This is a genomic window from Nocardia sp. NPDC056564 (assembly GCF_042793755.1).
Lineage (GTDB): Bacteria > Actinomycetota > Actinomycetes > Mycobacteriales > Mycobacteriaceae > Nocardia.
Genome location: NZ_JBHTUR010000003.1, coordinates 335,114 through 360,827, shown reverse-complemented (window position 1 = coordinate 360,827; position 25,714 = coordinate 335,114). Strand labels below are relative to the sequence as shown.

Annotated in this window: 26 protein-coding genes; 10 read left to right on the top strand and 16 right to left on the bottom strand. The window is 69.5% G+C overall.

From position 1 onward, the window contains the following. Window positions 1-47 precede the first annotated feature (47 nt). Window positions 48-2,489: an ATP-dependent helicase HrpB gene (hrpB, locus tag ACFQ9K_RS09475; protein WP_378721148.1), complete on the top strand. Its 2,442-nt coding sequence runs from the start codon at window positions 48-50 to the stop codon at window positions 2,487-2,489. On the opposite strand, the gene ACFQ9K_RS09470 is transcribed toward hrpB, so the two are convergent. From ACFQ9K_RS09470 to ACFQ9K_RS09455, 4 genes are all read right to left on the bottom strand, one after another. Beyond that, window positions 2,486-2,677 carry a hypothetical protein gene (locus tag ACFQ9K_RS09470; RefSeq protein ID WP_378721149.1) on the bottom strand — a complete coding sequence of 64 codons (192 nt, stop codon included), beginning with the start codon at window positions 2,675-2,677 and terminating at the stop codon, window positions 2,486-2,488. The two genes, hrpB and ACFQ9K_RS09470, sit on opposite strands and share 4 nt — an antisense overlap. A gap of 178 nt (window positions 2,678-2,855) precedes the next feature. After that, window positions 2,856-3,839 (bottom strand): substrate-binding domain-containing protein, encoded by a 984-nt coding sequence (locus tag ACFQ9K_RS09465; protein WP_378721150.1) that lies wholly within the window; start codon window positions 3,837-3,839, stop codon window positions 2,856-2,858. Window positions 3,840-3,904: 65 nt separating this feature from the next. Next, window positions 3,905-5,053 (bottom strand): ABC transporter permease, encoded by a 1,149-nt coding sequence (locus ACFQ9K_RS09460; protein ID WP_378721151.1) that lies wholly within the window; start codon window positions 5,051-5,053, stop codon window positions 3,905-3,907. A 52-nt stretch (window positions 5,054-5,105) separates the two neighbouring features. Next, window positions 5,106-6,686 carry a sugar ABC transporter ATP-binding protein gene (locus ACFQ9K_RS09455; protein WP_378721152.1) on the bottom strand — a complete coding sequence of 527 codons (1,581 nt, stop codon included), beginning with the start codon at window positions 6,684-6,686 and terminating at the stop codon, window positions 5,106-5,108. A 238-nt stretch (window positions 6,687-6,924) separates the two neighbouring features. On the opposite strand from ACFQ9K_RS09455, the gene ACFQ9K_RS09450 reads away from it, so the two are divergent. After that, window positions 6,925-7,935 carry a LacI family DNA-binding transcriptional regulator gene (locus tag ACFQ9K_RS09450; RefSeq protein WP_378721153.1) on the top strand — a complete coding sequence of 337 codons (1,011 nt, stop codon included), beginning with the start codon at window positions 6,925-6,927 and terminating at the stop codon, window positions 7,933-7,935. A 13-nt stretch (window positions 7,936-7,948) separates the two neighbouring features. On the opposite strand, the gene ACFQ9K_RS09445 is transcribed toward ACFQ9K_RS09450, so the two are convergent. Then, the gene (locus tag ACFQ9K_RS09445) at window positions 7,949-8,395 is read right to left on the bottom strand and encodes a MarR family winged helix-turn-helix transcriptional regulator (RefSeq protein WP_378721154.1); all 447 of its coding nucleotides are present in this window, start codon (window positions 8,393-8,395) and stop codon (window positions 7,949-7,951) included. 87 nt (window positions 8,396-8,482) lie between these two features. On the opposite strand from ACFQ9K_RS09445, the gene ACFQ9K_RS09440 reads away from it, so the two are divergent. Continuing rightward, window positions 8,483-8,872, top strand: a complete 390-nt coding sequence (locus ACFQ9K_RS09440; protein WP_378721155.1) for a nuclear transport factor 2 family protein — start codon at window positions 8,483-8,485, stop codon at window positions 8,870-8,872. Window positions 8,873-8,930: 58 nt separating this feature from the next. Here ACFQ9K_RS09440 and ACFQ9K_RS09435 read toward each other — a convergent pair whose 3' ends face one another. From ACFQ9K_RS09435 to ACFQ9K_RS09410, 6 genes are all read right to left on the bottom strand, one after another. Next, entirely contained in the window at window positions 8,931-9,065 is a 135-nt protein-coding gene (locus ACFQ9K_RS09435) for a hypothetical protein (protein ID WP_378721157.1), read from the bottom strand. A 109-nt stretch (window positions 9,066-9,174) separates the two neighbouring features. Further along, the gene (locus tag ACFQ9K_RS09430; protein WP_378721158.1) at window positions 9,175-9,972 is read right to left on the bottom strand and encodes a hypothetical protein; all 798 of its coding nucleotides are present in this window, start codon (window positions 9,970-9,972) and stop codon (window positions 9,175-9,177) included. A 105-nt stretch (window positions 9,973-10,077) separates the two neighbouring features. Further along, a complete protein-coding gene (locus ACFQ9K_RS09425; RefSeq protein WP_378721161.1) occupies window positions 10,078-11,265 on the bottom strand; it encodes a serine hydrolase domain-containing protein in 1,188 nt (395 codons plus the stop codon). Between the two features lie 140 nt (window positions 11,266-11,405). After that, a complete protein-coding gene (locus tag ACFQ9K_RS09420; protein WP_378983029.1) occupies window positions 11,406-12,497 on the bottom strand; it encodes a histidine kinase in 1,092 nt (363 codons plus the stop codon). A 69-nt stretch (window positions 12,498-12,566) separates the two neighbouring features. Further along, on the bottom strand, window positions 12,567-13,235 hold the full coding sequence (locus ACFQ9K_RS09415; protein ID WP_378721164.1) for a response regulator: 669 nt from the start codon (window positions 13,233-13,235) through the stop codon (window positions 12,567-12,569). Then, window positions 13,235-13,435, bottom strand: coding sequence for a hypothetical protein (locus ACFQ9K_RS09410; protein WP_378721166.1), 201 nt, complete (start codon window positions 13,433-13,435; stop codon window positions 13,235-13,237). Before ACFQ9K_RS09410 ends, ACFQ9K_RS09415 begins: the two co-directional genes overlap by 1 nt. A gap of 279 nt (window positions 13,436-13,714) precedes the next feature. Here ACFQ9K_RS09410 and ACFQ9K_RS09405 point away from each other — a divergent pair, with 279 nt between their 5' ends. Then, window positions 13,715-14,227 (top strand): hypothetical protein, encoded by a 513-nt coding sequence (locus tag ACFQ9K_RS09405; protein WP_378721168.1) that lies wholly within the window; start codon window positions 13,715-13,717, stop codon window positions 14,225-14,227. A gap of 20 nt (window positions 14,228-14,247) precedes the next feature. Here the strand turns inward: ACFQ9K_RS09405 and ACFQ9K_RS09400 are convergent, their stop codons facing one another. Further along, entirely contained in the window at window positions 14,248-15,123 is an 876-nt protein-coding gene (locus ACFQ9K_RS09400) for an MBL fold metallo-hydrolase (protein WP_378721169.1), read from the bottom strand. Window positions 15,124-15,239: 116 nt separating this feature from the next. Between ACFQ9K_RS09400 and ACFQ9K_RS09395 the strand changes: the two genes are divergently transcribed. The 3 genes from ACFQ9K_RS09395 to ACFQ9K_RS09385 are packed head-to-tail and all read left to right on the top strand — an operon-like array spanning window position 15,240 to window position 17,397. After that, a complete protein-coding gene (locus tag ACFQ9K_RS09395; protein WP_378721170.1) occupies window positions 15,240-15,446 on the top strand; it encodes a hypothetical protein in 207 nt (68 codons plus the stop codon). Next, window positions 15,433-16,821, top strand: coding sequence for an amidase (locus ACFQ9K_RS09390; protein ID WP_378721171.1), 1,389 nt, complete (start codon window positions 15,433-15,435; stop codon window positions 16,819-16,821). Before ACFQ9K_RS09395 ends, ACFQ9K_RS09390 begins: the two co-directional genes overlap by 14 nt. A 9-nt stretch (window positions 16,822-16,830) precedes the next feature. After that, window positions 16,831-17,397: a TetR/AcrR family transcriptional regulator gene (locus tag ACFQ9K_RS09385; protein ID WP_378721172.1), complete on the top strand. Its 567-nt coding sequence runs from the start codon at window positions 16,831-16,833 to the stop codon at window positions 17,395-17,397. 7 nt (window positions 17,398-17,404) lie between these two features. On the opposite strand, the gene ACFQ9K_RS09380 is transcribed toward ACFQ9K_RS09385, so the two are convergent. Continuing rightward, the gene (locus ACFQ9K_RS09380; RefSeq protein WP_378721173.1) at window positions 17,405-18,037 is read right to left on the bottom strand and encodes a TetR/AcrR family transcriptional regulator; all 633 of its coding nucleotides are present in this window, start codon (window positions 18,035-18,037) and stop codon (window positions 17,405-17,407) included. Window positions 18,038-18,137: 100 nt separating this feature from the next. On the opposite strand from ACFQ9K_RS09380, the gene ACFQ9K_RS09375 reads away from it, so the two are divergent. Then, window positions 18,138-20,258, top strand: a complete 2,121-nt coding sequence (locus ACFQ9K_RS09375) for a HelD family protein (protein WP_378721174.1) — start codon at window positions 18,138-18,140, stop codon at window positions 20,256-20,258. 75 nt (window positions 20,259-20,333) lie between these two features. Here ACFQ9K_RS09375 and ACFQ9K_RS09370 read toward each other — a convergent pair whose 3' ends face one another. The 3 genes from ACFQ9K_RS09370 to ACFQ9K_RS09360 all read right to left on the bottom strand — a co-directional run bounded on the left by ACFQ9K_RS09370 (window position 20,334) and on the right by ACFQ9K_RS09360 (window position 23,039). Next, entirely contained in the window at window positions 20,334-20,936 is a 603-nt protein-coding gene (locus tag ACFQ9K_RS09370; RefSeq protein WP_378721175.1) for a hypothetical protein, read from the bottom strand. Window positions 20,937-21,159: 223 nt separating this feature from the next. Continuing rightward, window positions 21,160-22,431 carry an MFS transporter gene (locus ACFQ9K_RS09365; protein WP_378721176.1) on the bottom strand — a complete coding sequence of 424 codons (1,272 nt, stop codon included), beginning with the start codon at window positions 22,429-22,431 and terminating at the stop codon, window positions 21,160-21,162. Between the two features lie 11 nt (window positions 22,432-22,442). Beyond that, window positions 22,443-23,039: a winged helix-turn-helix domain-containing protein gene (locus tag ACFQ9K_RS09360; protein WP_378721177.1), complete on the bottom strand. Its 597-nt coding sequence runs from the start codon at window positions 23,037-23,039 to the stop codon at window positions 22,443-22,445. 112 nt (window positions 23,040-23,151) lie between these two features. Here ACFQ9K_RS09360 and ACFQ9K_RS09355 point away from each other — a divergent pair, with 112 nt between their 5' ends. Both ACFQ9K_RS09355 and ACFQ9K_RS09350 read left to right on the top strand, forming a co-directional pair. After that, window positions 23,152-24,813 carry a bifunctional 3'-5' exonuclease/DNA polymerase gene (locus tag ACFQ9K_RS09355; protein ID WP_378721178.1) on the top strand — a complete coding sequence of 554 codons (1,662 nt, stop codon included), beginning with the start codon at window positions 23,152-23,154 and terminating at the stop codon, window positions 24,811-24,813. A 120-nt stretch (window positions 24,814-24,933) separates the two neighbouring features. Further along, window positions 24,934-25,677: a MerR family transcriptional regulator gene (locus ACFQ9K_RS09350; protein ID WP_378721179.1), complete on the top strand. Its 744-nt coding sequence runs from the start codon at window positions 24,934-24,936 to the stop codon at window positions 25,675-25,677. Window positions 25,678-25,714: the final 37 nt, after the last annotated feature.

The following is a 25,714-nucleotide window of genomic DNA, read 5'->3' as shown; positions in this document are numbered from 1 at the left end:
CACGGCCGATGCCGGCGCTCGGCATCGAGGTTGCAGACTGTTCGGTAATGAAACTGCCGGAACTTCCCGATCTGCCGGTCCGCGGCGCGCTCGATCGAATCGTCGCGACCCTGGCCGAGCACGAGACCGCCGTGCTGGTCGCGCCGCCCGGGACGGGCAAGACGACCTTGGTCCCGCTGGCGTTGGCGGCGGGGACCACGGGGCGGGTGCTGGTCGCCGAGCCGCGGCGGTTGGCGGCCCGTGCGGCGGCCGGGCGGATGGCCGCGCTGCTGGGCGAGCCGGTGGGGGAGACGGTCGGGTATTCGGTTCGCGGGGATCGGCGAGTGGGGGAGGCGACGCGGGTCGAGGTCGTGACGTCGGGCTTGCTGGTGCGGCGGTTGCAGGGCGACCCGGAGTTGGCCGGGGTGGACGTGGTGGTGCTCGACGAATGCCACGAGCGGCATCTCGACGCGGATCTGCTGCTGGCGTTGCTGCTCGATGCCAGGGCCGGACTCCGGCCCGACCTTCGCGTGCTCGCTACATCCGCAACCGTTGCGGCGGAGCGACTTTCGGTGCTGCTGGGCGGGGAGGAAGCGGCGCCGGTGGTGGCGGTCCAGGGGCGGGCGTTTCCGGTGGAGACGACCTACGTCCCGTCGTTGCCCCGGGAACGGATCGAAGCGCAGGTAGCCCGCGCCACCCGGACCGCGCTCGCCGAAACCGAAGGAGACGTCCTCGTCTTCCTGCCCGGCGCTGCCGAAATCCGCCGGACCACAACGCTTCTGGATGATGTGCGCGACGTCGATGTGGTTCCGTTGCACGGGCGACTCACTGCCGCAGGACAAGACACCGCATTGCGCCCGGGTTCGCGACGGCGAGTGGTGCTGTCCACGGCGGTGGCGGAGTCCAGTTTGACGGTGCCCGGCGTCCGGGCGGTGGTCGACTCGGGGCTGGCCCGGGTGCCCCGCATCGACCGGGGCCGCGGGCTGTCCGGCCTTGCGACAGTTCGTGTCTCGGCGGCCGTCGCCGCGCAGCGCGCCGGACGCGCCGGACGTGAGGCCGCCGGTCGGGTCTGGCGCTGCTGGCCGGAATACGAGCACAGCACACTGCCCGCCTATCCGGAGCCGGAGATCCGCACGGCGGATCTGACCCGGCTGGCCCTGGAACTCGCCTGCTGGGGTACCGCGGACGGTCACGGCCTCGCCTGGTGGGATCCGCCGCCACCCGGCGGTCTGGCCGCGGGCCGGGAAGTGTTGCGCGCGTTGGGCGCCGTGGACGGCGACGGCGCGGTCACCGCCCGCGGCCGAGCCATCGCCCGGATCGGCCTGCACCCGCGGTTGGCGCGAGCATTGCTCGACGGAGCACCCGAGGTCGGCGCGCGGGCAGCGGCCGAGGTGGTCACCGTCCTCGACGACGACACCCTCATCGCCGGAGTCGATCTCACGGCCGGGCTGCGCGCGCTGCGCCGCGAGCGGCCGGCACGCTGGCGCAGGGAGGTCGAGCGACTGGCCCGGCTGGTCGATCCGGCGGACGGCGCCGACGATCCGGCTCTCGTTGTCGCACTGGCACATCCGGAGCGGCTGGCCCGGCGGCGTGGACCGGGCTCCACGAGCTATCTGATGGCCGGCGGAACCGCCGTAACGCTGCCGCACGGCTCGGGCCTCGGCGACGCGGAGTGGCTGGCGGTCGGCGTGGCCACCCGGGATCCGGGCCGTTCCGACGGGTGGATCCGATCGGCCGCGGTCGCCGACGAGCAACTGGCCCGCCGGGCCGCGTCGAACCTGCTGACGACCGCCGACGAGGTCGCCTGGACCGACGGCGACGTGGTCGCCCGCCGGGTCGAACGCCTGGGCGCGATCGTGCTGTCGGAGAAGCCCATTCGCGATCCCGACCGCGAATTGCTCGGCGCGGCGATACGTGACGGATTGCGCTCGACCGGACTCACCCTGCTCCGCTGGAATCCCGACGCGATCGCCTTGCGTCAGCGCCTCGAATTCCTGCACCGCACCCTCGGTGAACCGTGGCCCGCGGTCGATGACGACTCGCTGCTCGCCGCGGCCGACACCTGGCTCGGCCCCGAACTCGCCACCACCCGCAAACGCGTCGACCTCGAACGCATCGACGCCGGACCGGCGCTGCGCCGGCTACTGCCCTGGCCGGATGCCACCCGCCTGGACGAACTCGCCCCGGAACGCCTCGCGGTCCCCTCCGGCAGCCACCCCCGCCTCGACTACTCGTCCGACCCTCCGGTGCTCGCGGTCAAGGTGCAGGAGGTCTTCGGCTGGACCGATGCCCCACGCCTCGCCGATGGCCGCGTCCCCGTCGTGCTGCATCTGCTCTCACCCGCGCAACGTCCCGTCGCGGTGACCGCGGACTTGGCCTCTTTCTGGCGCACCGGCTGGCTTCAGGTTCGCGCGGACCTGCGGGGCCGCTACCCCAAACACGCCTGGCCGGAAGACCCGGCCACGGTGCCCGCTCATCGCGGCACCGCCCGGAACGCCGGGCGCGGTTAGCGGTGCGGCGCGGGCGGCCGGTTGTCCTGGCACGGCGAATCCGCGGGCGGCGGTTTGATGATCGGCTCCGTGCACACCCGCCAGTGCGGGTCGGGCGCCGGGTCGTGGAAGTCGAAGAGCAGCACCCCGCCGATGATCACCCCCAGTGCCGCCGTACCGAGCAACGCCGACACAAATCGCAGGCCCAATATCCGGCAGAACAGCACTAATCGCCATAGTCGCCCCACCCAACACAGCTGCCATAGTCGCCACGGTTGCCGTCGTCGCAGTTCGTACATGGTACTGTCCCGTCCCTCGCATGGGTTGAATCGCGCTGGCGGCCAGCGTGTTACACAACCGAGCGCGAACCGGGACGGCTATCCGGTGTTATTTGCCCAGCTTGTCGGACATGTCGTACTGCTGATAGAGCTGCGCCGCATTGGCCGGCGTCACCCGCATCGTGTCCAAGACCTGCTTCTTCTCCACCGGTTGCTGGTGCAGCAGCTTCTCCAAGGTGGCGACCGCCTGCTCGGCGCCGGTCGGATAGACGAACGTCGTGAGCAACTGCCCGTTCTGCACGGCGCGAATACCGCCGGTCGGAATGGCGAGCCCGTCGATGCCGATGATCTGGATCGCACCGGCCTTGCCCGCCCCTTGAATGGCGAGCTGGGCGCCGAGCGCCATGTCGTCGTTGTGCGCGTAGACGAGGTCGATCTTGTCCCCCTTGGACAGCCATTGCTGAGTCACCGTGGTGGCGTTGGCTTTCAGCCATTTCGCCTCCTGGTCCTCGATGATGGTGATGTTGTGACCGGCGATCGCGTCCCGGAAACCCTTGTCGCGGTCGATCTGTGGGTGATCGGACAGAATGCCGCGCAGCTCGACGACATTGCCGCCGTTGGGCAGCGCCTGTACCGCGGCCTCCCCGGCGAGCTTGCCGATGAGGTAGTTGTCGCCGCCGATGAACGCGTCGTAGCAGTCGGTATTGACGTTGCGGTCCAGGATGATCACTGGGATCTTGGCGTCGCACGCCTGCTGCACCGCGGCGGTGAGCGGGGCCGGTTCGTTGGGCGAGACGATGAGCGCGTTGACCTTCTGCTGGATGAAGGTCTGCACCTGGCTCACCTGCGTCGCGCTGTCCTGGTGCGCATCGGTGATCGGGAGCAGCTTCAGGTCGGGGTGCTGCTTGGCGAAGTACTGCAATTGCAGGTTGAGCTGGGCTCGGTAGGGCTCGGCGTTGTTGGATTGCGAATAGCCGATGACGAATTGGCCGCCGTCCGACGGGCTCGGCGGGTTGGACGCGCAGGCCGCGGCGGCCACGGCCGTCGTACACAGCGCGACCGCGGTGAGAACTGTGCGGCGGATGGATCGCATTTTCACTCCTGGAAACAGGTGGTGGGCAACGACTTCGGCCTCGCGGCCGGGGTCGCGAAACGGCATCAGGTGCCGCTGCTTTCGTGCGGGCGTCGATCGCCCGGCCCGCGGGGTAGCCGGCGGGCCAGCGGTCCGGTGAGACCGCGGAAGAAGCCCGGCCGTTGCAGCACCACGGCCACCACGACGATCAGGCCCTTGATGATCAGCTGGGCATTGTCGCTGACCGCGTTCAGGCCGAGCACGTTGTCGAGCAGGGTGAGGATCAGCGCGCCGACGAAAGTGCCGGTGATGGCGCCCTTTCCGCCGGCCAGGCTGGCGCCGCCGATCACCGCGGCGGCGATGGCGTCCAGCTCGTAACCGGTGCCCGCCAACGGATCTCCGGACGCCCGGTACGCGGCGTCGATCGGTCCGGCGAAGCCGGCCAGCAGGCCGGACAAGGTGAATACCGCGATGATCACCAGCGTTACGTTGACGCCGGAAAGCCTTGCGGCAGTGGGGTTACCGCCGACCGCGTAGATGTGCCTGCCGAACGTGGTCTTGGACAGGACCAGCTGGGTCACGACGCAGACGGCGACGAAGGCGAGCACCGGATAGGAGATTCCGGCGGTGCCGAACAGCGGCAGCCAGGTGCCCTTGAACAGGGTGTGGCCGGGCGTGCCGAGCAGCGCGAACTCGGACGCGGTGGGTGTGAGGTGCCCGTTCTCGTCGTAGACCGCCGTGCCAACGGCGACATTGCCCGACACCTGTCTGTCGATGCCGCGGACCACCGACAACATGGCCAGCGTCATCACGAACGACTGGATCCGCAGCACGGTGGTGCCGAGCCCGTTGCACAGCCCGAAGAACGCGCCCACCAGCGCGCACGCCGGGACGATCAGCCAGGGGCTCAGGCTGTGGTGCACCAGCAGCATCGCGGCGGTCATCGAGCCGATGCCGAGGATCGATCCCACGGACAGATCGATGCCGGCGGTGATGATCACCAGGGTCACGCCGACCGCGAGAATGCCGCGGGAGGAGAACGCCGTGATCGCGTTGGTGATGTTGGTCTGGTTCCAGAAGTACTGCCCCTTGGTGCTGATGCCGATCAGAATCACCAGCAGCAGACCGATATATCCCTGGGCGGCACCCAGATAGGGCGTCAGCCGGGTGATGCGCGACCAGATCGCCGATGCCGCGGAACGCTGATCATCGGCCGGAGGCTTGCTGTCCGTCATTCTGGGTCCTGAGGGTCGCACTGCGTCGGCTGGGGTTGTTTCCGGTTCGGCCTCAACCTGTTCCGGTTCGCACGCCGATGGCGGGCGCCCTGGCCATCGCCGCCGCGAGGATCGCCTCCTGGTCGAAGGGCGCGCCGCGGGCAGGATCTCGATGGAACTCTCCGGTCAGCCTGCCCTCGCAGAGCACGAGGATGCGGTCGCACATGCCGATCAGTTCGAGCAGTTCCGAGGACACCGCGAGGATCGCCGCGCCCTGCCGGGCCAGCTCGTCCATCAGCGCGTGCACCTCCGCCTTCGCGCCGACGTCGATGCCGCGGGTCGGCTCGTCCATCAGCAGCACCGACGGATGGGTGAGCAGGCACTTGGCGAGCACGACCTTCTGCTGATTGCCACCGGACAGCGTGTCGACGACGGTGGCCAGCGAGGCGGTCTTCACCTTCAGCTCAGCGACTTTCGCCGTGACCGCGGCGCGCTCGCGCTTCGCGTCGACCGTCCGCCATGGGCGCAGATAGCGATTCAGGGCGGCGAGCGAGGCATTGAAGCGCACGGTGTTGGCCAGCATCAGGCTCTGCGCCTTGCGGTCCTCGGCGACGAGTGCGATGCCGCGCTCGATGGCATGCCGCGGACTGCGTGGCCGGTAGCGCCGGCCTGCGAGGGTGATCGTCGCGCTGACCCCGGTGGCGGCGCCGTAGAGGGCCTCGAGCACCTCGCTTCGCCCGGCCCCCATCAATCCGGCCAGCCCGACGATCTCACCCTCGGCGACTTCGAAGGACAGGTCGTGCAGGGCAACCGCGTCGCTGTCCACGGCAGGCGCGGTCGTCAGATGTTCGACGGTCAGCCGCACCTGCCCGCCCGCGTGCTGCTGCGCGCCGCGTGGGAACAGTTCACCGAGCGGACGCCCGACCATCAGCTGGATGAGTTCGGTCCGCCGGGTGCCCCGCATCGGCCGCTGGGCCACGTAGGCGCCGTCGCGCAGCACGGTGACGGTGTCGGCGATCTCCTCCAGCTCCTCGATCCGGTGCGAGATGTAGATGACGCCGACCCCGTGGCCGGTCAGATTGCGAATGACGGCGAACAGCCGTTCCACCTCCGCCTCGGTGAGGGCAGAGGTCGGCTCGTCCATCACCAGGATCTTCAGGTCGTGGTTGAGCGCCTTGGCGACCTCGATGAGCTGCTGCTCGGCGAGGCGGCATTGCCGAACCAGCCTGCGCGGCTTCAGATCCAGGCCGACCCGGGCCAGCAGTTCGCCGGTGCGGGCGTCCATGTCCGCGCGGGCCAGCGTGCCCCAGGCGGTGCGTCGTTCCTGGCCGAGGAAGAGGTTGTCGGCGATGGACAGCTCCGGCACCAGGTTCAGTTCCTGGTGGATCATCGCGACGCCGTGCCGGGCCGCGTCCTTCGGGGAGCGCAGATGCACGGGGCGGCCGGCGATTTCGATGCTGCCCGCGTCGGGGGCGAACACGCCGGCCAGCACGTTCATCAAAGTCGACTTCCCCGCGCCGTTTTCGCCGAGCAGCGCCAGCACCTCGCCCTGGCGCAGGGTGAGCTCCACTCCGCGTAGCGCTTTCACCCCGGGGAATTCCTTGACGATGCCGCGCATGGCGAGCAACGGCGCGTGGCCATCGGTACCGGTCACGGGGCTGGCTCCCCCCTCGTCAACGGGTGGCTGCCGCGAGCGACTGATCCACGGGATGTGACGTCGGTCTCAGAAATCGATTTCTGTCACCCTAAATTTCGAGTCGGCGAACCGTCAAGACCGTTGAGCGCGCAATCTTCTCGGCTACAGTTGCCACCAGCAATTCTCGACCGCGCTATGGGAAATCGTTTTCCCGGATCGCGAGCCGGGCCAGGGATCGAAGGGTGGTAGCCCGCAGATGGCGACGGTGACGATTCGCGACGTCGCGGCACTGGCCGGGGTGTCCCCGGCGACCGTCTCGCGGGTGCTCAACGCCGATGCGCGGGTCGCGCCGGAGCTGCGCGAGCGGGTGCGGGCCGCGGTCGACAAGCTCAGCTATCGGCCTAACAGCCAGGCCAGATCGTTGCGCACCCGGGCGACCAGGGTGCTCGGTTTGATCATCACCGACATCCAGAACCCGTTCTTCACCGCGCTCGCCCGCGGCGTGGAAGACGCTGCGAGCGAGCGGGATTACTCGGTGGTGCTGGCCAATTCGGACGAGAGCCTGGACAAGGAGCAGCGGTATCTGGAGGTCGCCGCCGCCGAACGAATGGCAGGGGTGGTGCTGGCTCCGGCCTCCGCCGCGAACAGCCGGATCGGCACGCTCACCGACCGGGGTATCCCGGTGGTCGCGATCGATCGGCGGCTGCGCTCGGCCGACGTGGACAGCGTGACCGTCAACAATCAGCGGGCGGCCAAGGAGGCCGTCGACCACCTCATCGCGGCAGGCTGCAAGCGGATCGCGATGATCACCGGACCGCCGCACGCGTCGACGGCAACCGGGCGGCTCAGCGGGTATCGAGCCGCGTTGCGCCAGGCCGGAATCGAGCTCGACCCGGACCTCGAACTGCGCGGTGACTATCGCATCGACGGCGGGCGGGCCGCGGCGCGCGCGATTCTCGCCTTGCCCGACCGGCCCGACGGATTGTTCGTCGGCAACAACCTGATGATGGCGGGCGCCCTGCATGCGCTCGCCGATGCCGGGGTCACCTTCCCCGGAGACATCCTGCTGGCCGGGTTCGACGAGATGAGCTGGGCGGGATTCGCGCCGCCGATCACCCTCGTCGAGCAGCCGAGTTACGAAATCGGCAGGCAGGCAACCGAATTGCTGCTGCGGCGGATCGCCGGTGCGGAGTTCCCGGTGCAGCGGGTCGTGCTGCCCGCCCGCCTGCGGGTCCGGGAGAGCACCGGCCGGGCCGTGATCGCCTGAGCGGCAAGCCGGTTCAGCCGAACGGTTCCTCGCGGACGAAGCGGGTCAGTGCGGCGGCGAACGCTCGCGCCTCGTCCGCGGGCCAGCCGGCCAACTGCTGATCGAAGCGTCGCGCGAGCCGCTCGCGCATCACCCGGACCGCCCGCTGTCCGTCCTCGGTCAGGGTCAGCAGGGTGGCTCGCGCGTCGTCCGGGTCGGGGGAGCGCCGCACCAGATCCGCCCGCTCCAGCCGGGACGCGTGCCGGCTGGTCACCGATCGATCCAGGCCGATCTCGGCGGCCAGCGCGGCCGCGCTGCGTGGGCCGAACCGGCCGAGCGCGCTGAGTACCGGGTAGGTCGCCGCGTCCACCTCCGGACCGAGTCCCTCCGTGAGCTCGGCATAGATGCCCTCCCTGGTTCGCCTGCGCAGCAACTCGGCGATCGCCTCGGCGACGTGGGCACCGACTCCCTGTCCTGTCATAGGTCCCAGAATAGCGTGCATCGAGCACGCATATGCGGTACTGTCATATGCGTGCACAATGCACGCACATGATCGAAGGAGCCAGAAATGACCACCAATATCGCCGCAGCCCTGAACGACCTGCTGTTCGACCGGGAGCTCGACGTCGCCGCCGCCGTCGCCCGGCACTTCGCCGACGACTACCGGCAGCGCACCGACGGCGTCTGGAGCGACCGCGCGGAATTCGCCGACCACATCACGCACCTGCGCGGCGTGCTCGCCGGCGGCCACGTCGAGGTGCACGACGAATTCGTCGACGGCGATCGCTATGCCGACCGGCACACCGTGCATGCCACCAAGATCGACGGCAGCGCAGCGGCTTTCGAGGTCCTGGTGTTCGCCGAATTCGCCGCCGACGGCCGCTTCCGGCAGATCATCGAAACCACCACCATGCTCGCCGGGCAGGCCGAGGATCAGCACCTCGGCAGCGCCCGCTGACCTGGTGATCGGCCGCACCTCCCGACCCGGCGTCGGTGCGCGGCCGAGCGTCCGCGGGTCAGTACGGGAACGCGGCGGTGAGCGCGCAGAACAGGCCGAACGCACCGATCGTCACCATCAGCAGGATTGCCAGGAGCGCGCCGTGGATGTTGTCGATGAGAGCCGGTTGGGTGGCGGTGCGCGACTGTGCCATGTCGAAGCCTCCGGTAGCTGGGCGCTGGGGTCAACTCGGCGATTCCCGGTGCTGCGGACCTCAAACGCGGTGGGCGGAACTTGGTTCCGCGCGGGGCTGTGACCAGCGGCTATCGGTCGGACGGCGGTTGCAGGCCGAGGCGGTCCGCCAGGGCGTCGACGGCATCCGCGTCGGCGTAGGCCTCGGTGGTCAGTTCGAGGAAGGCGGCCCAGCGGTCGATCCGCGGCGTCCAGCGGGCGATGATCGCGGTGGCATGTTCGACCTCGCTCGGCGCGCCTGCTCGTCGCGCGCGGGCCGCCGCCTCGGTGGCGGTTCGCACGGTGTGCTGCGCGAGCGCGAGTTGCTCCCGGCAGTGATCGGGGTCGGGGACTTCCTGACGCACGGTTTCGGCCTCGACGCGCAGATTCAGGATGAGGCCGGCGAGGCGGGGATCGACCGGTGTCGCCGGCGGAGCCGAGGTGCCCGCGGCGATCGCCCGGTCGCGCCGTTCCCGCCGCCGCTGCTCGTGCTTCTCGGCCTGCGCGAGCTGCGCGCGGTAGGTGTCGAAGTCCTCGACGGTGACCGTTGGATAGGCCAAAGCCGCCGTTGCCGAGAGCTTTTCGACGCCTGCGTGATCGCGCACGGCCAGCGTCAGCCGGGTCGGGGCAGGGGCGGGATCCGGCTCGCCGTCGAGGCGTGCGTCCAGCACCGCGTTCCGATGGTCGACCAGGAGGTCCGCCGCCACCCGGTCCAGCACCGCCGTCCCCACCTCGATGTGATTCCCGCAGGTACGACCGGTGGACGGGTCGGGAAACCCGAGCTCGCCCATCCCGGCATCGACCACCGACTCCCCCTCCGCCCCGAGACCCACGACCTCCCAGGTATACGTCCTCGAGTCCTCTGCCTGCGCGCCGTGCTGCTCGGACATGGCCCGAACGGTACCGGACCGGCACCGCTCGGGGTTCGGATCGCGCCCGGCCGCAGGGCAACCGGCAGTCGCGCCCCTGTCCCGTCGACGGGGCGGCAACCGGGTTCAGTTCGCCGCGCAGAGGGCGGTTTCGACGAGTTGGTTGATGTCGCGGGTGGGCTGCGGGGTGGTGGGGACCTGGTTGGCGATGACGGTGACGGAGCGGCCGTCGGCGGTGACGCCGCCGCGGGTCTCGAAACCGTCGATGTCGCCGCCGTGGCCCCAGCTGTCCTTGCCGCAGGGGAGCTGACTCTGCATGATGCCGAGGCCGTAGCCGGCCGGCGGGCCGGTAACCGGCAGGGGGACGGTGGTTTTCATCTCGGCCAGTTGGGCAGGCGGGAGCAGCCTTCCGTCGAGGAGCGCGGTGAAGAAGCGATTGAGATCGGCGCCGGTGGAGACCATCGCGCCGGCCGCGCCGGCCGAGGTGACGTTCTGGTCGGTGTAATCGACCAGGGCGCCGTCGATCTCGGCGTAGCCGCGGGGGTGCGGGCCGCGGATCGTGGTTTCGTCCGGGTCCGGATAGTAGGTGCCGTGCAGGCCGAGCGGCTCGATGATGCGGTGGGTGATCTCCGCGCCGAGCGAATTCCCGGTGACCTTCTCGATCACCATCCCGGCGAGGGCGTAGTTGGTGTTGGAGTATGCCCACTGCGCGCCGGGTTCGAAATCGGCGGGCGCGGTGAGGGCGTTGCGCACCACTTCGGCGATATCCGTTCGGCCCCAACGGACTTGCTCGTTGTGCGTGGAAATCTGCCCCGGTTCGGGCGTCGTGCCGAACTCTGCCGCGTATTCGGGAATTCCGCTGTTGTGCTGCAACATGTTCCGGATGGTGATCCGATTCCCGTCGATGCCGGGGCCGTGCACGACACCCGGTAGATAGCGTTCCACCGGACCGTCCAGATCGACCTTGCCCTCGGCCACCAATTGCAGCATGACGGTGGACACGAATACCTTTGTGTTACTGGCGATCCGGACGCGGGCGTCGTCCGGGAAGGGGGTGCCCTGCTCGCGGTCGCCCGTCCCCGCGTTCGCGGTCCAGACCCGATCGTGATCGGTGACCACGATCTGGGCGCCGGGCAGGTGGTCTACCGCGACCAGATCGTTCAGGGCCGCAGTGATTTTCGCTCGATCGGCCGCGCCGATAACGGGCTCGACTCGATCCGTTCCCGTGGAACTGCATGACGTCGCCATGGCGGCGACCACTGCTCCGGTGACCAGTACCGTGGCCAGCGATCGATCCCATACCCGGATGCGCAAAACGATTCCCTTCTGTTGCGGACGCAGTCACGGTATGAGAAATCCGGGTGGCTCAGCTATCCGGCAGGCCCCTCTCTTTCCGGTGGTGCTGGCACCACCGGACGGGACCGCGACCAGGTCGTTCGCGTCGCGACCGGGCGCTAGCGGTGCCCGTGGGCGGGTAGCCACGCCGCGACCCGGAAGCCGCCGTCCGGCGACGGTCCCGCCTCCAGCCGGCCACCCAATTGGGTTGCGCGCTGGCGCATTCCGTCGAGTCCGCGACCGCCGCCGTGGGGGTGGCGGTCGCCGCCGCCACCGGTGTCGGTGACCGTCACGACGAGTTGTCCGCTGACGACCCGGATGTCGAGTTCGGCCTGCTTCGCCCCGGCATGGCGCAGGACATTGGTCAACGATTCCTGCACGATCCGGTACGCCGATTCCGCGACCACCGGCGCGACATCGATGCTTCCGTGCCGGTGCACGGTCACCTCGACGCCCGCCTTCGAGATGGTCTCGGCCAGTCGGTCCAGGTCGTCGAGGCCGGGCGCGGCCGCGGTGTGGTCGCGATCGTCGCCGATCACCCCGAGCAGCCTGCGCACCTCGTCGAGGGCTTGCCTGCCGACGTCCTCGACCGCCTCGATGGCCAGCTTCGCCTTGTCCGGATGGGTGTCGAAGACATCGTTGGCCGCAGCGGCCTGCAACACCATGAGCGAGACGGTGTGGGCGAGCACGTCGTGGAGTTCACGGGTGATCCGCGCTCGCTCCTGCAACACCATGCGGCGCGCCTCGGACTCGCGCCGGGCCGATCTCGCTCGGCCGAGCGCGCCCCAACTCCACGCCAGCGCCGCGGCGCCGGACCAGAGCAGCGCGGGCAACCAGCTGCCGCTGGCGCCGAGTGCGGCGGCGAAGAGTCCGACCGCCGCGCCGAGTCCCCACAGCGAAATTCGGGCCGGGCGCAACCAGGCGAGGGTCGTCAGCACGATCAGGGCGACGCCCGGCCCCAGTGGCAGATGCATCAATTCCAGGGTGGCGCCGATGAACAGCGAGACCAGGGTGACGAGCAATGGCCTGCGATCCATCCACCAGACGACCGCGACCTGGCAGGCCGCCAGCGCGAGCGCGGCGACCCGACCGGCCGGGGTGAGCGCGGGCTGCGGGATGAGCAGCGCCATCGGCGCGACCGTGGCGAGTGTGCACGCGACCAGCAGCACCCGCCACCGTCGGGACAGTCGCGTCTCGAACAGATCCGGCACGCTGCCGACGCTACCCGGCCCGCGGACCCGCGGAGGGCTCACCGATCAGCGCGTCCTGGCTCACCCGCCTCACTCGCTGGGCGGGCGCGGCCGGACCAGGCCGAGGTCGTAGGCGAGCACCACCGCCTGCACCCGATCGCGGAGTCCGAGTTTGCGCAGGATGGCCGAGACATGGGTCTTCACGGTGCCTTCGGTGACGTCGAGTTTCGCCGCGATCTCGGCGTTGGAGGCCGCCTGGGCGATCAGGGTGAGCACCTCGATCTCGCGATGGGTGAGCTCGGCCAGGTGCGGCGTCGCCGCGGGTTCGGGGTGCACCTCGGCCACGAAGCGGTCCAGCAGCCGCCGGGTGACCCGGGGCGCGAGCAGCGCCTCCCCGCCCGCCACCACGCGGATGGCCTCGACCAGTTCGGCCGCCCGGGCATCCTTCAACAGGAAACCGCCCGCGCCGGCCCGCAATGCCGCGTACAGCAATTCGTCCTCGTCGAAGGTGGTCAACACGATCACCGACGGGCGGTGCCGCGCCTTCATCAATTGCTGAGTGGCCTGGACGCCGTCGACCTCCGGCATCCGGAGGTCCATCAGGACGACATCCGGCCGGGTCTCGGCGGCCAAAACCACTGCCTCCGCACCGTTTTCGGCCTCGCCGACGACCTCGATGTCGTCCCTGGTCTCCAGGATGAGCCGAAGTCCGGTGCGCACCAACGCCTGATCGTCGGCGATCAGCACCGTGACCGGCATCAGTCTTTGACAGGTTCGGCGCCACTGTGTTTGGTCAGCGAGTCGCCCGCGTCGATCGAATCCCAGAGCGTCCGGCCGACCCGGACCTTCACCGTGCTCCCATCGTCGAGCCGCACCACCAGCCGACGATAGAGGTTGGCTCCGTCGAGCAGGCCGCGCGACTTCTTGACCACCGTTCCGTGCCATTCCTGCTGCGCCATCTGATCCACTCCTCGCTGGTCGAATATTCGGCGCCGGCCCGTTGGCTCGGCGTGCGGTCCAGTGTTGCCGGGAGAGCCCGTCCGGCACATCACCTTGCAGCGGTAGTTGTCTCTCTGTCGAAAGTTAGAGACCGCGGTCGCGGCCCGAGCGCAGACACACCGGCGCAGGCCGTAATGCGCCGCCCCGAGACGATCCGCGGGAAGACTTGGCTCGCGCGGCCGATGATCGCCCGGTGATAGCCAGGCATCGAATTCGTGGTCCAGTCGAGAGGCAGGGATATGAAACGCACGTTGGCAGTCCTGATCGGGGTGGTCGCCATTTTCGGCGCCGCCGCGTGTTCGGACGACTCCGAGCCCGCACCGAGCACCACGAGCGTGAAGGCGACGACGACCACATCAGCCGCGCCGACCACGACGTCGGCACCGGCGGCGAGCCCCGCTCCGACACCTACTCAGCAGCGCGGCGCCGACGGCTCCACCAACAACAATCTGAGCCCGGAATACTGTGCCAAGAACCAGGATCCGGGTTGTCCACTGGGTAGCTACATCGGCCCCAACGCCATCCCCAGCCCGAACGGCGACGGCACCTGGGTGCCGTGCGAGGGCACGATCTGCACCAACCCGAACCACGGCGCCGGCCCCGAAACGACCCCGCCGGTCGAAACCCCGACGACCACACCGCAGGACGGCGCCCGAGTCGAGGGCGCACCCTGCGAGGGCGACGGCCACTGGGTCCATCTCACCGGCGACAACGCCGCGCACTACGGCACCGAGTGGCTCTGCCGGCACTGACGCCGGACCGACGACGCGTTTCAGGACGGGACGAGCCGGTAGCCGGCTTCGTCGCCGGTGACCAGCCCCGCGGTGGGGGCGGGGAAGTGCGTGCCGAGCACGAGAGTGCCGGTGCCGGTGAGGGATCGGAGCAGATCGCGGCGGGAGACCTCGGCTCGGTGCGGGTCGATGTCGACGCAGCTGCCGATGGCGGGGTCGGCGAATTGGACGGGATGGTGGACGCAGTCGCCGGTGATCACGGCGTCGCGGTCGCCGAGCTCGACGGCGAGGTGCCCCGGTGTGTGGCCGGGGGTGGGGAGCAGGCGCAGGCCGGGGACGACGTCTAGTCCGTGGTCGGGGACGTCGAGGATGTCCAGGAGTCCGGCGTCGTCGACGGGGCGGATGGAGTCGTCGAACATCTGCCTGCGGGCCGCGTCCATGTCGTAATCGGCCCAGAACCGCCATTCGGTGCGGGAGGCGAGGTAGCGGGCGTTGGGGAAGGTCGGCGTCCAGGTGTCGTTGCGCCAGTGGGTGTTCCAGCCGACATGGTCGGTGTGCAGATGGGTCAGCACGACGAGATCGATGGACTCCGGGGCGTAGCCGGCCGCGTCGAGGCGCCGGAGGTAGTCGGTGTCGAGGTTGTCCCAGGCCGGGTTCGCCCGGGTCTTGCCGTTGCCGATGCCGGTGTCGACGAGGACCCGCAGTCCGTCGATCGTCAGGGCGAAGGTCTGGCTGTGCAGCTTCAAGGTGCCGCCGGTGTCGGCGAAATGTGTTTGGAGCCAAGGCTGTTCGGCGACCACGTCGGGCGTGGCGGAGGGCAGCAGCCAGGCGCCGGTGTGCGCGGGCAGCGCGATCTCATCGATGCGGTGGACGGTGAGATCGCCGACGGTCCAGGACGGAGCGGTCGCTGTGGGCATGAGATTTCCTCCGGCTGCGAGGTAAAAGCTATTTGTTTGCGTTAAGCGACGGTAGTCCCTAGTCTGGCGTTAACGCAAACGATTCGCTTTTGTGTGCCCGACAATCGAGAGGCCCCATGTCCACCCCTCCGTTGACCTCGTCCGAAGCGGCCCGCTGGTCCGCCCGCGCGGGGCTGGTATTGCCGGCCGAGCGGCACGCAGGCCTGGCCGCCACCGCCGAGCACGTCCACTCCGTCGTCTCGGTGCTGCGCGAACTCGACCTCGACGACATCGCACCCGCCGCCGTCTATCACGCGCAGGAGGGTCGCGATGAAACCGCATGAGCTGACCGTGACCGCGGCCGCGACGGCGATCCGCGCGGGAGAGATCTCGCCGGTCGAACTGGTCGATGCGGTGCTGCGCCGGGCCGAGCAGGTGGAACCACGGTTGGGCGCCTACGTCACGGTGACCGCGGATCGAGCCCGCGGCGCGGCCCGCGCGGCCGAGCGCGACATCGCGAACGGGCGCGACCGAGGCCCACTGCACGGAATCCCCATGGGCCTCAAGGATGTGATCGATGTCGCCGGTCTGGCGACCACGGCCAGTTCGCGCGTGCGCGGCACCCATCGCGCCGCGTCCGACAGCGCCGTCGCCGCGCGGCTGGACGCCGCAGGCGCGGTCCTGCTCGGCAAGACGCACACCCACGAATTCGCCTACGGGCTGATCACCCCGCAGACGCGCAACGCGCGCAATCCCACTCGGGTCGCCGGTGGATCCAGCGGCGGATCGGCCGTCGCGGTGGCGTCCGGGGCGGCGGCGTTCGCGGTGGGCACCGACACCGGCGGGTCGATCCGGGTCCCCGCGGCGCTCAACGGTGTGGTCGGACTCAAGCCGACCTACGGGCGCGTCTCCCGGCACGGCGTGGTCGCGCTGTCGTGGTCACTGGACCACGTCGGCCCGATCACGCGCACCGTCGCCGACGCCGGACTGGTGCTGAACGCGTTGTCCGGGTACGACGTCCGCGATCCGGCCTCGGTGCCCGCACCCGCCGTCGACCTCGACGGGCCGGCCGACCTGACCGGGCTGCGCGTCGGGGTACCGGCCAACTACTACTTCGACCGCGTCGACCCCGAGATCACGGCCGCGGTCCGGCGCGCCATCGAGCACCTGCGCGGGCTCGGCGCTCGACTCGTCGACGTCGAGATCCCCATGACCCGATACATCCAGCCAATCCAGTGGGGGTTGATGGTTCCGGAGGCCAGCGCTGCCCACGAACGGACGCTGCGCACGGACGGCGAGCGGTACGGCGACGACGTCCGGGTCCTGCTGGAGGCGGGTGAGCTGCTGTCGGCGGCGGACTATCTGCGCGCGCAACGCGCCAGGACGCTGCTGCGCCGTGCCTGGGCGGGCCTGCTGGAGCACGTGGATGTCGTTGCGGCGCCGTCGGTTCCGATCACCGCCGTCCCGGTCGGCCGAGAAACGGTGACCTGGCCAGACGGCACCACCGAAGCGGTTGCCGATGCCTACGTCCGGCTCTCCGCGCCCGCGAATATCACCGGAGTCCCCGCGCTGTCGGTGCCGGTCGGCAATGACCGCACGGGGCTGCCGATCGGCATGCAACTCCTCGGCCATCCCTTCGGCGAGGCGACTCTGCTGCGCGTCGGGCGGGCCTACGAGCGGACCGCCACGAGCTCGTCGCCGCGGTGGGCGGCGAATTAGGGTGACGGCATGAGCCGCAAGCCGATGGTCCGTCCCGGAGGGCGAAGCACGCGCGTCCAACAGGCGGTCCACACGGCCACGCACGAGCTGATGGCCGAGCTCGGGCGCGACGGATTGACCGTTCCGCTGATCGCCGCCCGGGCCGGCGTCACCCCGTCGACGATCTACCGGCGGTGGGGTGACCTGCGCGAATTGCTCAGCGACGTCGCGGTCGAACGCCTGCGCCCGGACACCGAACCGGAGGATCACGGCACCCTGACCGGTGATCTGACCGCGTGGGCCGAGCAATTCCTGGACGAGATGAACTCGCCGCCCGGTCGGGCCTACATCCGGGACGCGCTGCTCGGCGACCCCGATGGGTCGAATGCCGGGCAGTGCTCCGACTACGCCTTGGCGCAGATCGCGGCGATCGTCGCGCGGGCGGACAGTCGCGGCGAACCGACGCCCGATCCCGAGGACGTCCTCGACCGGGTGGTGGCTCCGATGATGTACCGCATCCTCTTTCGGCCCAGCGCGCTGACCGCCGAGTACGCCGGCCGGCTGGTCGACGGCTTCTTCGCCGCGCCCGTCGACTAGGCCGCCGTCAGTGATCTGCGGCCAGGCCGCGCTCCAGGAGACCGAAGGCGGCCTCGGTCCGCGCCACCGCCGTGGGGTAGATTTCGTCGGCGCTCCGACCGGAGCGGATCGCCTGGGCATTGTGATACGTGAGGATCCGCTGTGCGCTGAACACCTGTGCCGCAACGAGATGCGCGGTGAACGCGTCGTCCGGCTCGACGGTATCGCGCAGTGCGTCGGCGAGATCCTGCTCCTGGGCGACCATGTAGCCGGCCAGATGAGCCATCAGTGCGGGCGTCGAGTACAGCAGGCTGTGGAACGTGACGGCCTCCGGCGTGTCGTTGAGTCCGGTGAGCGGATCTCGCTCGGCGAGTAGATCGAGAAAGTTCCGCCGGAGCGCGCCCAGCGCGGACGTGCCCGCCGGACGTTCCCGGACCACGACCGCGGACCCCCGCCCGCCGCCGATGAACCGGCGCAGCACCAGATCTTCCTTCGTCGGGAAGTAGGCGAACAGCGTGGGCTTGGACACCTCGGCCGCCGCCGCGATATCGGCGACCGAGACGCCGTCGAACCCCGATTCCTGGAACAGCGTGAAGGCCGCGTCCACGATCGCCTGCCGCGTGCGGCTCTTCTTGCGCTCGCGCAACCCGGGTTCTTCCATGGCCCCAGCCTAGCGAAATATAACCACGTAAATGATTTGACACGGTCATATAATTAACCGAGTTAAGATATCTGTCTATCGAGTGGGGGTTGACGCGACCATGCAACACACCGATCACGACCACCACGTCGAACCCGAGATCCGGGTCGAACGCGACTACCTGAGCGACTGCCGCGCGGCGCTGGCGCGCATGCGCGAAGCGGCGGTGACCGCGCTGGCCACCGGCCGGGGCGAGGGCGACGTCTTCGACAAGATGCAGAACTTCGCGGCCAGGCAGTTCCATCAGCGGCAGATCAGGGAGCTGTCCGGGCTCGACGAGGTGCCGTTGTTCTTCGGACGTCTGGACTTTCCGCTGGGCGAGGTCTACGACACCGTCCGGGATATCGGCGCGCCGTCGTCCGCGCCCGACAGCGATCGCGTCTACATCGGCCGCCGCGGCGTCAGCGACGAGGCGGGCGAGCTGATGGTGATCGACTGGCGTGCGCCGCTCTCGCGTGCCTTCTACGAAGCGAGCCAACAGGATTCGATGCGGGTCCGGGTGCGCCGCCGGTTCGGCTTCGACCACGACGGTGCGTTGACCGCCTTCGAGGACGAATCGCTGGACTCCCGGTTCGCCCCGTCCGACGCGAGCGATCTGCTGGCCGCGGAGATCGAGCGGCCGCGCACGGGCCCGATGCGCGACATCGTGGCCACGATCCAGCCCGAACAGATGAGCCTGGTGCGTTCTCCGTTGCGGCGCACGCTGTGTGTGCAGGGGGCGCCCGGCACCGGGAAGACCGCCGTCGGCCTGCACCGGCTGGCGTATCTGCTGTTCACCGAGCGGGAACGGTTGCAGCGGGAGGGCGGGGTAGCGGTGATCGGTCCCAACCGGGCGTTCCTCGCCTACGTCCGCAATGTGCTGCCCGCGCTCGGCGAGGTGGAGGTCTTGCAGACCACCATCGACGAGCTGACCAGCTCGGGCATCACCGTGACGCGGGTCGACGATCCGCGGGCCGAACGGATCAAGGGCGATGCGCGGATGGCCGAAGTCCTTCGGCGGCAGCTATTTTCGCGAATCCGGCCGCTGGAGGAGTCGGTACCGGTGAAGCATGCCCAGCGCACGTGGCATCTGTATCCCGAGGAACTCGCCGACGAACTCGCCGGGGTGCGCGAGCGCGGGACCGACTATCGCAGCGGCATCGAGTTGCTCGCCCAGCGACTGGCTCTGCTGGTGTTGCGTCAGCTGGAACGCAGCGGCAGTCCGGCCGGTCCGGGCACGCTGCGCCAGCTCTGCCGGAACCGGGCGATCGTCCGCGCGGTCCAGCGGATGTGGCCCGAAACCGACGCGGTCCGAATGGTTTTCGACATTCTCACCGATCCGGACGAGCTCGCCCGCGCGGCGGACGGGATTCTCCGCGCCGAGGAACAAGCGGCCATCTTGCGTACGCCGCGCCCGCGCGGTCCGCGAACGATGACCTGGTCCAGCCCCGACCTCGCCCTCATCGATGAGGCCGCGGGGTTGATCGAACGCCCGGCCAAGCTCGGTCACGTCGTCGTCGACGAGGCGCAGGATCTCAGCCCGATGCAAATCCGCGCGATCGGCCGCCGCGTCGCCGGCGCCTGCACCGTCCTCGGTGACCTGGCCCAGGCCACCAGTCCGTCGGCCGCCGAAGACTGGACCGCGGTACTCGCCCACCTCGGCCGACCGGACGGGCAGATCGAGGAACTCACCCGCGGCTACCGCGTCCCCGCGCAGATCATCGATTACGCCGCCCGTTTGCTCCCGCACATCGCCCCGGAATTGCGGGGTCCCGCCTCGTATCGCCGCTCGGCGGACGCTCTCCGAATCGTCAGGGCGGCACCGGAAGACATCACCCAGACGATGCTCGAGGCATGTGCTCGCGCGTTGACCGAGGAGGGGTCCATCGGACTGATCGCCGCCGATGCCGACATCCCCGAACTGCGTCGAGTACTGTCCGCCAACGGTTTACCGCACACCGTCCTCGGCGCCGACGACGAAAACGCCGACCCCGCCCGCCTGGCGCTGGTCCCGGTCACGCTCGCGAAGGGTCTGGAGTTCGACACCGTCCTGGTCGTCGAACCCGCCCGCATCGCCGCGGCGGAACAGCTTGGCCTGCAACGCCTTTACGTAGCCCTCACCCGAGCCGTCAGCAACCTCCACATCATTCACGCCGACCCGCTCCCCGAACCGCTGGCGCGCGAACCCGCGATGAGCGTTTAGGGCGTGTCTCGTGTCCAGCGGACGATTCCGCAGAATGTGCGCGCTGCGCTGGGATGTGCGCGGCCTGCGGGGAGGCTAGTCGATCGGGCGGTAGTGCATGGCGGTGTCGAAGACCGTCAGCCATTCGGCGCCGACGGCTCGGTAGCCGAAACGGGTGTTCAGTGCCTCGATTACGGCGGGCATGTGCGCCGCGCCGTAGACGATCGCGACGACTTCCCGACGATCCCCGCGTTCCTCGTGTATCTCGGTCAGGGCTGACACGAGGTCCTCGTCCCGGTCGTGCAGAAAGGTCTTGTGCATGAACCGGAGCCGCACCTCGGTGTTGTCGTAGATCTCGAATCGACTGCGCAACAACCAATCCCGACCGCCGAGTGCCATTACCGCCACGTAGAACGGGGTGAGCAGCAGCAGGTCGAGCAGGGACAGCACCGGTAGCCGCCGCCGTCGACTGCGGCGCGATGAATGCTCCGGCCACATGACCGGTACGCCGAGCGCCGCATGATTGATGTCCTGGTGCACCAGGGTCCGCGCGGAACGCTGCAGTGTCATTCGCAGGGCGAGGACGATCGCGTGGCCGGTCGAACTGGGCGTATCGTCTCCTTCGGAGACGATCAGATCGCATTCGCGCAGCCGGTCGGCGACCGCACGGTAGAACTGCGGCTGACCGATATGGATCATCGGAAACAGCCTAAAAGTCAGCGGTTGTCCGCGAACCCGCAGATCGATGACCGCAGCCCGAAGACGCTGAACTCGGTGACCTGCACCGCCCACCTCCCTACGGCGGCACCGGAAGCCTCGTTCGCGCTCCCGGGTGTCCACACAGCGTACGGCTGGGTCACGGCCGCGCGTGTGCCGTCAATTTCGGTGGCACCGGCCCGCGAACTCGGGGGAGTCCGCGCCGCTAGCCGTTGTCCGTGCAGGTCCGGAGGCGAGGGATGGGGGAGGGGAGCAAGAAGAGGAAGGCGCTGAGTGCGGCGACGGTAGCGATCCAGAGCGTGGGGCGCAGCCCGACAGCGGTCGCGAGCGTGCCACCGGCCAGCGAGCCGAGCGGGCGGACCCCGTAGTTGACCGCCCGGTAGGCGCCGGAAACGCGGGCGAGCATGCGATTCGGGGTGATCGCGGTGAAGAGGGACGACGCGGTGACGTCCAGCCACATGACGCCGAGGCCGGAACCGAATTCGGCGGCGGTGAGCAGGACGAGCACAGCCGGGCCGGTGCCGTGCGCCGCCGGAATCAGCAGCATCGGAGCCGGGAACACGACGCAGCCGGCAACGAAGGTCGGGCCGACGCCGATCCGGTCGGCGAGCGGGCCCGCGGTGACCGCGCCGAGTAGGCCGCCGACCGCGCCCGCACCCAGAACCAGGCCGATCGCACCGGGTTCGAGGCGCAGAACGTCGATGGCATACAGCATGAACAACGCCGCCACCATCAAGGTGAAGAAGTTGACGGTGGCGGTGGCGGCCAGCGCGGCGCGCATGATGGGCGAGCCCGCGATGAACCGGATGCCCCCGGTGAACTGCCCGCGAACCGCTTGCTGCGCAGGCAGTTCCGGCGGCGCGATGTGCGCCAGGGCGACGGCGGAGGCCAGGAACGACACGGCGTCGGCAAGCAGGGCGACCGGCGCCGAAATCAGCTGTACCAGAAGGCCGCCGATGCTCGGCCCGGCCATCTGCGACATCGCGCGGCTGGCGCTGATCAGTGAGTTGCCCGCGATATAGCGTTGCGGCGCAACGAGAGCGGGGAACAGAGACGCGTTGCAGACGTCGAAGAAGACGGACAGCGTGCCCACCGACAACGCGACCACGTAGAGCTGGGTGAGGGTCAGCCCGTCGAAGAGGTACACCAGCGGGATACTGGCAACGAGGACGAACCGGCCGAGATCTGCCGCGATCATCACCCGGCGCCGGCGTGCGCGACGATCCGCCCAGACGCCGGCCTGCAAGCCGAACAGCAAGTGCGGCAACCATCCTGCCGCCACCAGCAGGCCCATCTGGGTGGCGTCGGCATGGGTGACCAGGACGGCGACCATCGGGATCACGACGAGCGAGATCTGGTCGCCGAGGGTGGATATCGTCTGGCCGGTCCAGTATCGGCGGAAGCTCACGTCGCGCAGCAGCTCGGGGAACCAGCGTTTTCTCCGGCCGGACAGCGAGATCGAGGGCGGCGCGGGCACGGCTGTCGGACCTACTTGTTGTCCCGATCGGCGGTGTCCGTGGGAAAAGCCAACTGCAACAGCGTGATCGGCCGCGACCCAGCGGGCCGCGCATCCGCGTCGTCGAGCCGCCCCAGATACGGCCGCAGCAACTCATCGAACTTCGCACCCAGTTCGGTCAACTCGGCCACGGTCAGGTGCAGTACCGTGTCGCCGAACCGAGCGGCCTCCTGCCAGTCGGCCGGCTCCTCGGCCCTGGTCCGAATCCACCGCGCCATGAGTTCGAAATACCGCTCGGCGACCGCTGATTCGAGCGCTTCCGCCGCGGCCGCCGCCGCGGGATCGGCGGTGTGCGCCGCCCAGCTGGTGAACAACGCGGTGGCCCGCCACGGCTTCTCCCGCCCACGCCCGCCCCCGGCCTCCTCCACCAGCCCGTACTTCGCCAGCTGTCGCAGATGAAACGAGCAGCCGGCCACACTTTCCCCGATCGCATCCGCCGCCCGGGTCGCCGTCATCGGCCCCTCCTGCCGCAACAGCCCCACCAGCGCCAGTCGCGTCGGATGCGCGTAGGCGCGCAGCGCTCGCGGATCGGTGAGCTGGATCGAGCTGGGCACATGCCGATCGGCCATCATCTAAAGATATCTTTAGAAAGACTTCTTTACAAGCAATCCGGGGGAGCCGATCGCGACTCCGGCGCGCGGCCGGGCGGATATGTCGGTCCCCGATGCCAGACTCTGGGGCATGAGATGGGCGGTGGCCGAGGCGGGCGAGGGAGGTGCGCGTCTGTGTCCGCTCGATCAGGACGGTCACCCGGCGGGGCCGGTGCTGCACGAGCCCTCGCTGGTCGAGGCGGTGCGCTCGCGCCCCGAGGTCGATCGGTGGGTCTGGCGGTCCACGGCGGAGATCTACCGGACCCTGCTGGCGGCCGGTGTGCGGGTCGACCGCTGCTACGACGTGCAGACCGCGGAGTCCCTGCTGATCGGTCACGAGGAGGGGCAGTCGGGTCAGCCGCGGTCGCTGGCGGCCGCGTGGGCGCGGCTGCACAACTTGCCCGTCCCGCTGGACGCGCCCGCCCGAGCCGCCGAGACACAACCGTCACTGTTCGAGTCCGGCCCGGTGCCGCTGCCGCCCGGCACCGACGAATTCACCGCCCTGCTGGAGGTTTACGCGGATCAGGTAGCGCGCACGGCGAAAACGGAATATCCGGAACGGATGCGGTTGCTCGTCGCCGCTGAGTCGGCGGGCATGCTGGTGGCCACGGAGATGCAGCAGGCCGGGATTCCGTGGCGCGCGGACGTGCACCGCGAGCTGCTGGACAAGATGCTGGGCGAACGTTTCCCCGGCAGTTCGGAACCGCGCAAGATGGCGGAGCTGGCCGACGAGGTGTCGCGGGCGCTCGGCGTGCGCGTCCGGGCGGATCTGCCGCAGGACATCATCAAGGCGTTCGCCCGGGCCGGAATCCTGTTGTCCTCCACCCGGAAATGGGAACTCCAGCGGATCGATCATCCCGCGGTCGCACCGCTGCTTGCCTACAAATCGCTCTACCGCCTGCACACCGCCAACGGCTGGGCCTGGCTCGAACAATGGGTGCACGAGGGCCGCTTCCGGCCCGAATACCTGCCCGGCGGCACGGTTACCGGCCGCTGGACCACCAACGGCGGTGGCGCACTACAGATCCCGAAGGTGGTCCGGCAGGCGATCCGCGCGGACCCGGGGTGGTCGCTGGTCGTCGCCGACGCCGACCAGATGGAGCCGCGCGTCCTGGCCGCGGTGTCCCGTGATCCCGGACTGATGGAGGTCGCGGGCCGCGGCGACGACCTGTACGCGGACCTGGCCGCCCGCGCCTTCAGTGGCGACCGGGATCAGGCCAAAATCGCTTTGCTCGGCGCCATCTACGGCCAGACCTCCGGCGACGCCCTCACCCACATGGCCGAACTCCGCCGCCGGTATCCGGCCGCGATCGCGTACGTCGACGACGCGGCGCACGCCGGTGAGGAGGGCCGCCTGGTCCGGACCTGGATGGGCCGCACCTGCACGCCGGTGTCCGTCGCGCTGCCCGACGAGGCGGACCTGCCCCAGGAGGAAGTCCGGTACGGCACCGCCGCGGCCCGCGCTCGCGGTCGTTTCACCCGCAACTTCGTGGTGCAGGGCAGCGCCGCCGACTGGGCCCTGCTGGTGCTGGCCGGCCTGCGCCGGGCGATATACACCGCAGGCCTGCGCGCCGAACTCGTCTTCTTCCAGCACGACGAGGTCATCGTGCACTGCCCCGCAGAGGAGGCCGCGCAGGTCGCGGCGATGATCGCCGCCGCGGCCGACGACGCGGGCCGGATCGCGTTCGGGCCGACGCCGGTGCGTTTTCCGTTCACGACGGCGATCGTGGAGTGCTACTGGGATGCCAAATGATCGCAGGCCCCTCAGCGGCTGACGTAGCGGCCGGTTGACCATGCCGCAGCGGCATGGTTTTGACTGGAGTCGATCGTCGGCACCGGTGTGCCGGCAACTCCGATTCCTGAGGGGGCAGTCGTGGCGTGGAGTACTCGTCAGCTAGCCGATCTCGCCGGCACGAGCGTGCGGGCGGTGCGGCACTATCACGAGGTAGGGCTGCTCAACGAGCCCGAACGACGGTCGAATGGCTACAAGAGCTACGGCGTCGCGCACCTGGTGCGGCTGCTGCGGATCAAGCGCCTGACCGATCTCGGGTTCTCGCTGGCCCAGATCGCCGAGATGGGCGAGGCCGCCGAACATCCCGAACAGGCACTGCGCGCCTTGGACGCCGAGCTCGCGGCGAGCATCGAACGCATGCAACGCATTCGGGTCGAGTTGGCCCAGACCCTGCGGCAGGCCGCACCGACCGATCTGCCGCCCGCGCTGGCCCAGGCGGCCGCGCGCGCGGATCTGTCCGACGCCGATCGCGCGTTCGTCGTCGTGCTGGCCCGGGTGCTCGGCCCGGCGGGCATCGACGCGTATATCGAGATGCTCCAGACCTATAAGGCGGATCCCGCCGCGGTCGAGTTCGACAACCTGCCCGCCGACGCCGACGTGAAGACCCGCCGAAATCTGGCCACGAGGATGGTGCCGCAGGTCCGGACGATGCTCACCAAGCATCCGAATCTGCTGAACCCGTATGTCGACGCGCCGCGGGGCGCGCGCTATGCCTGGCAGGCGGCGGAGGTGGCGGTGAACGATCTCTACAACCCGGCCCAGATCGATGTGCTGGCCCGCGTCGGCGAGGAGATCGAGGCCTCGCCCGAGCCCGGCTGGGCCTGATCGGACGGCGCGAACAATGCCGTGGCCGCCCTCGCGA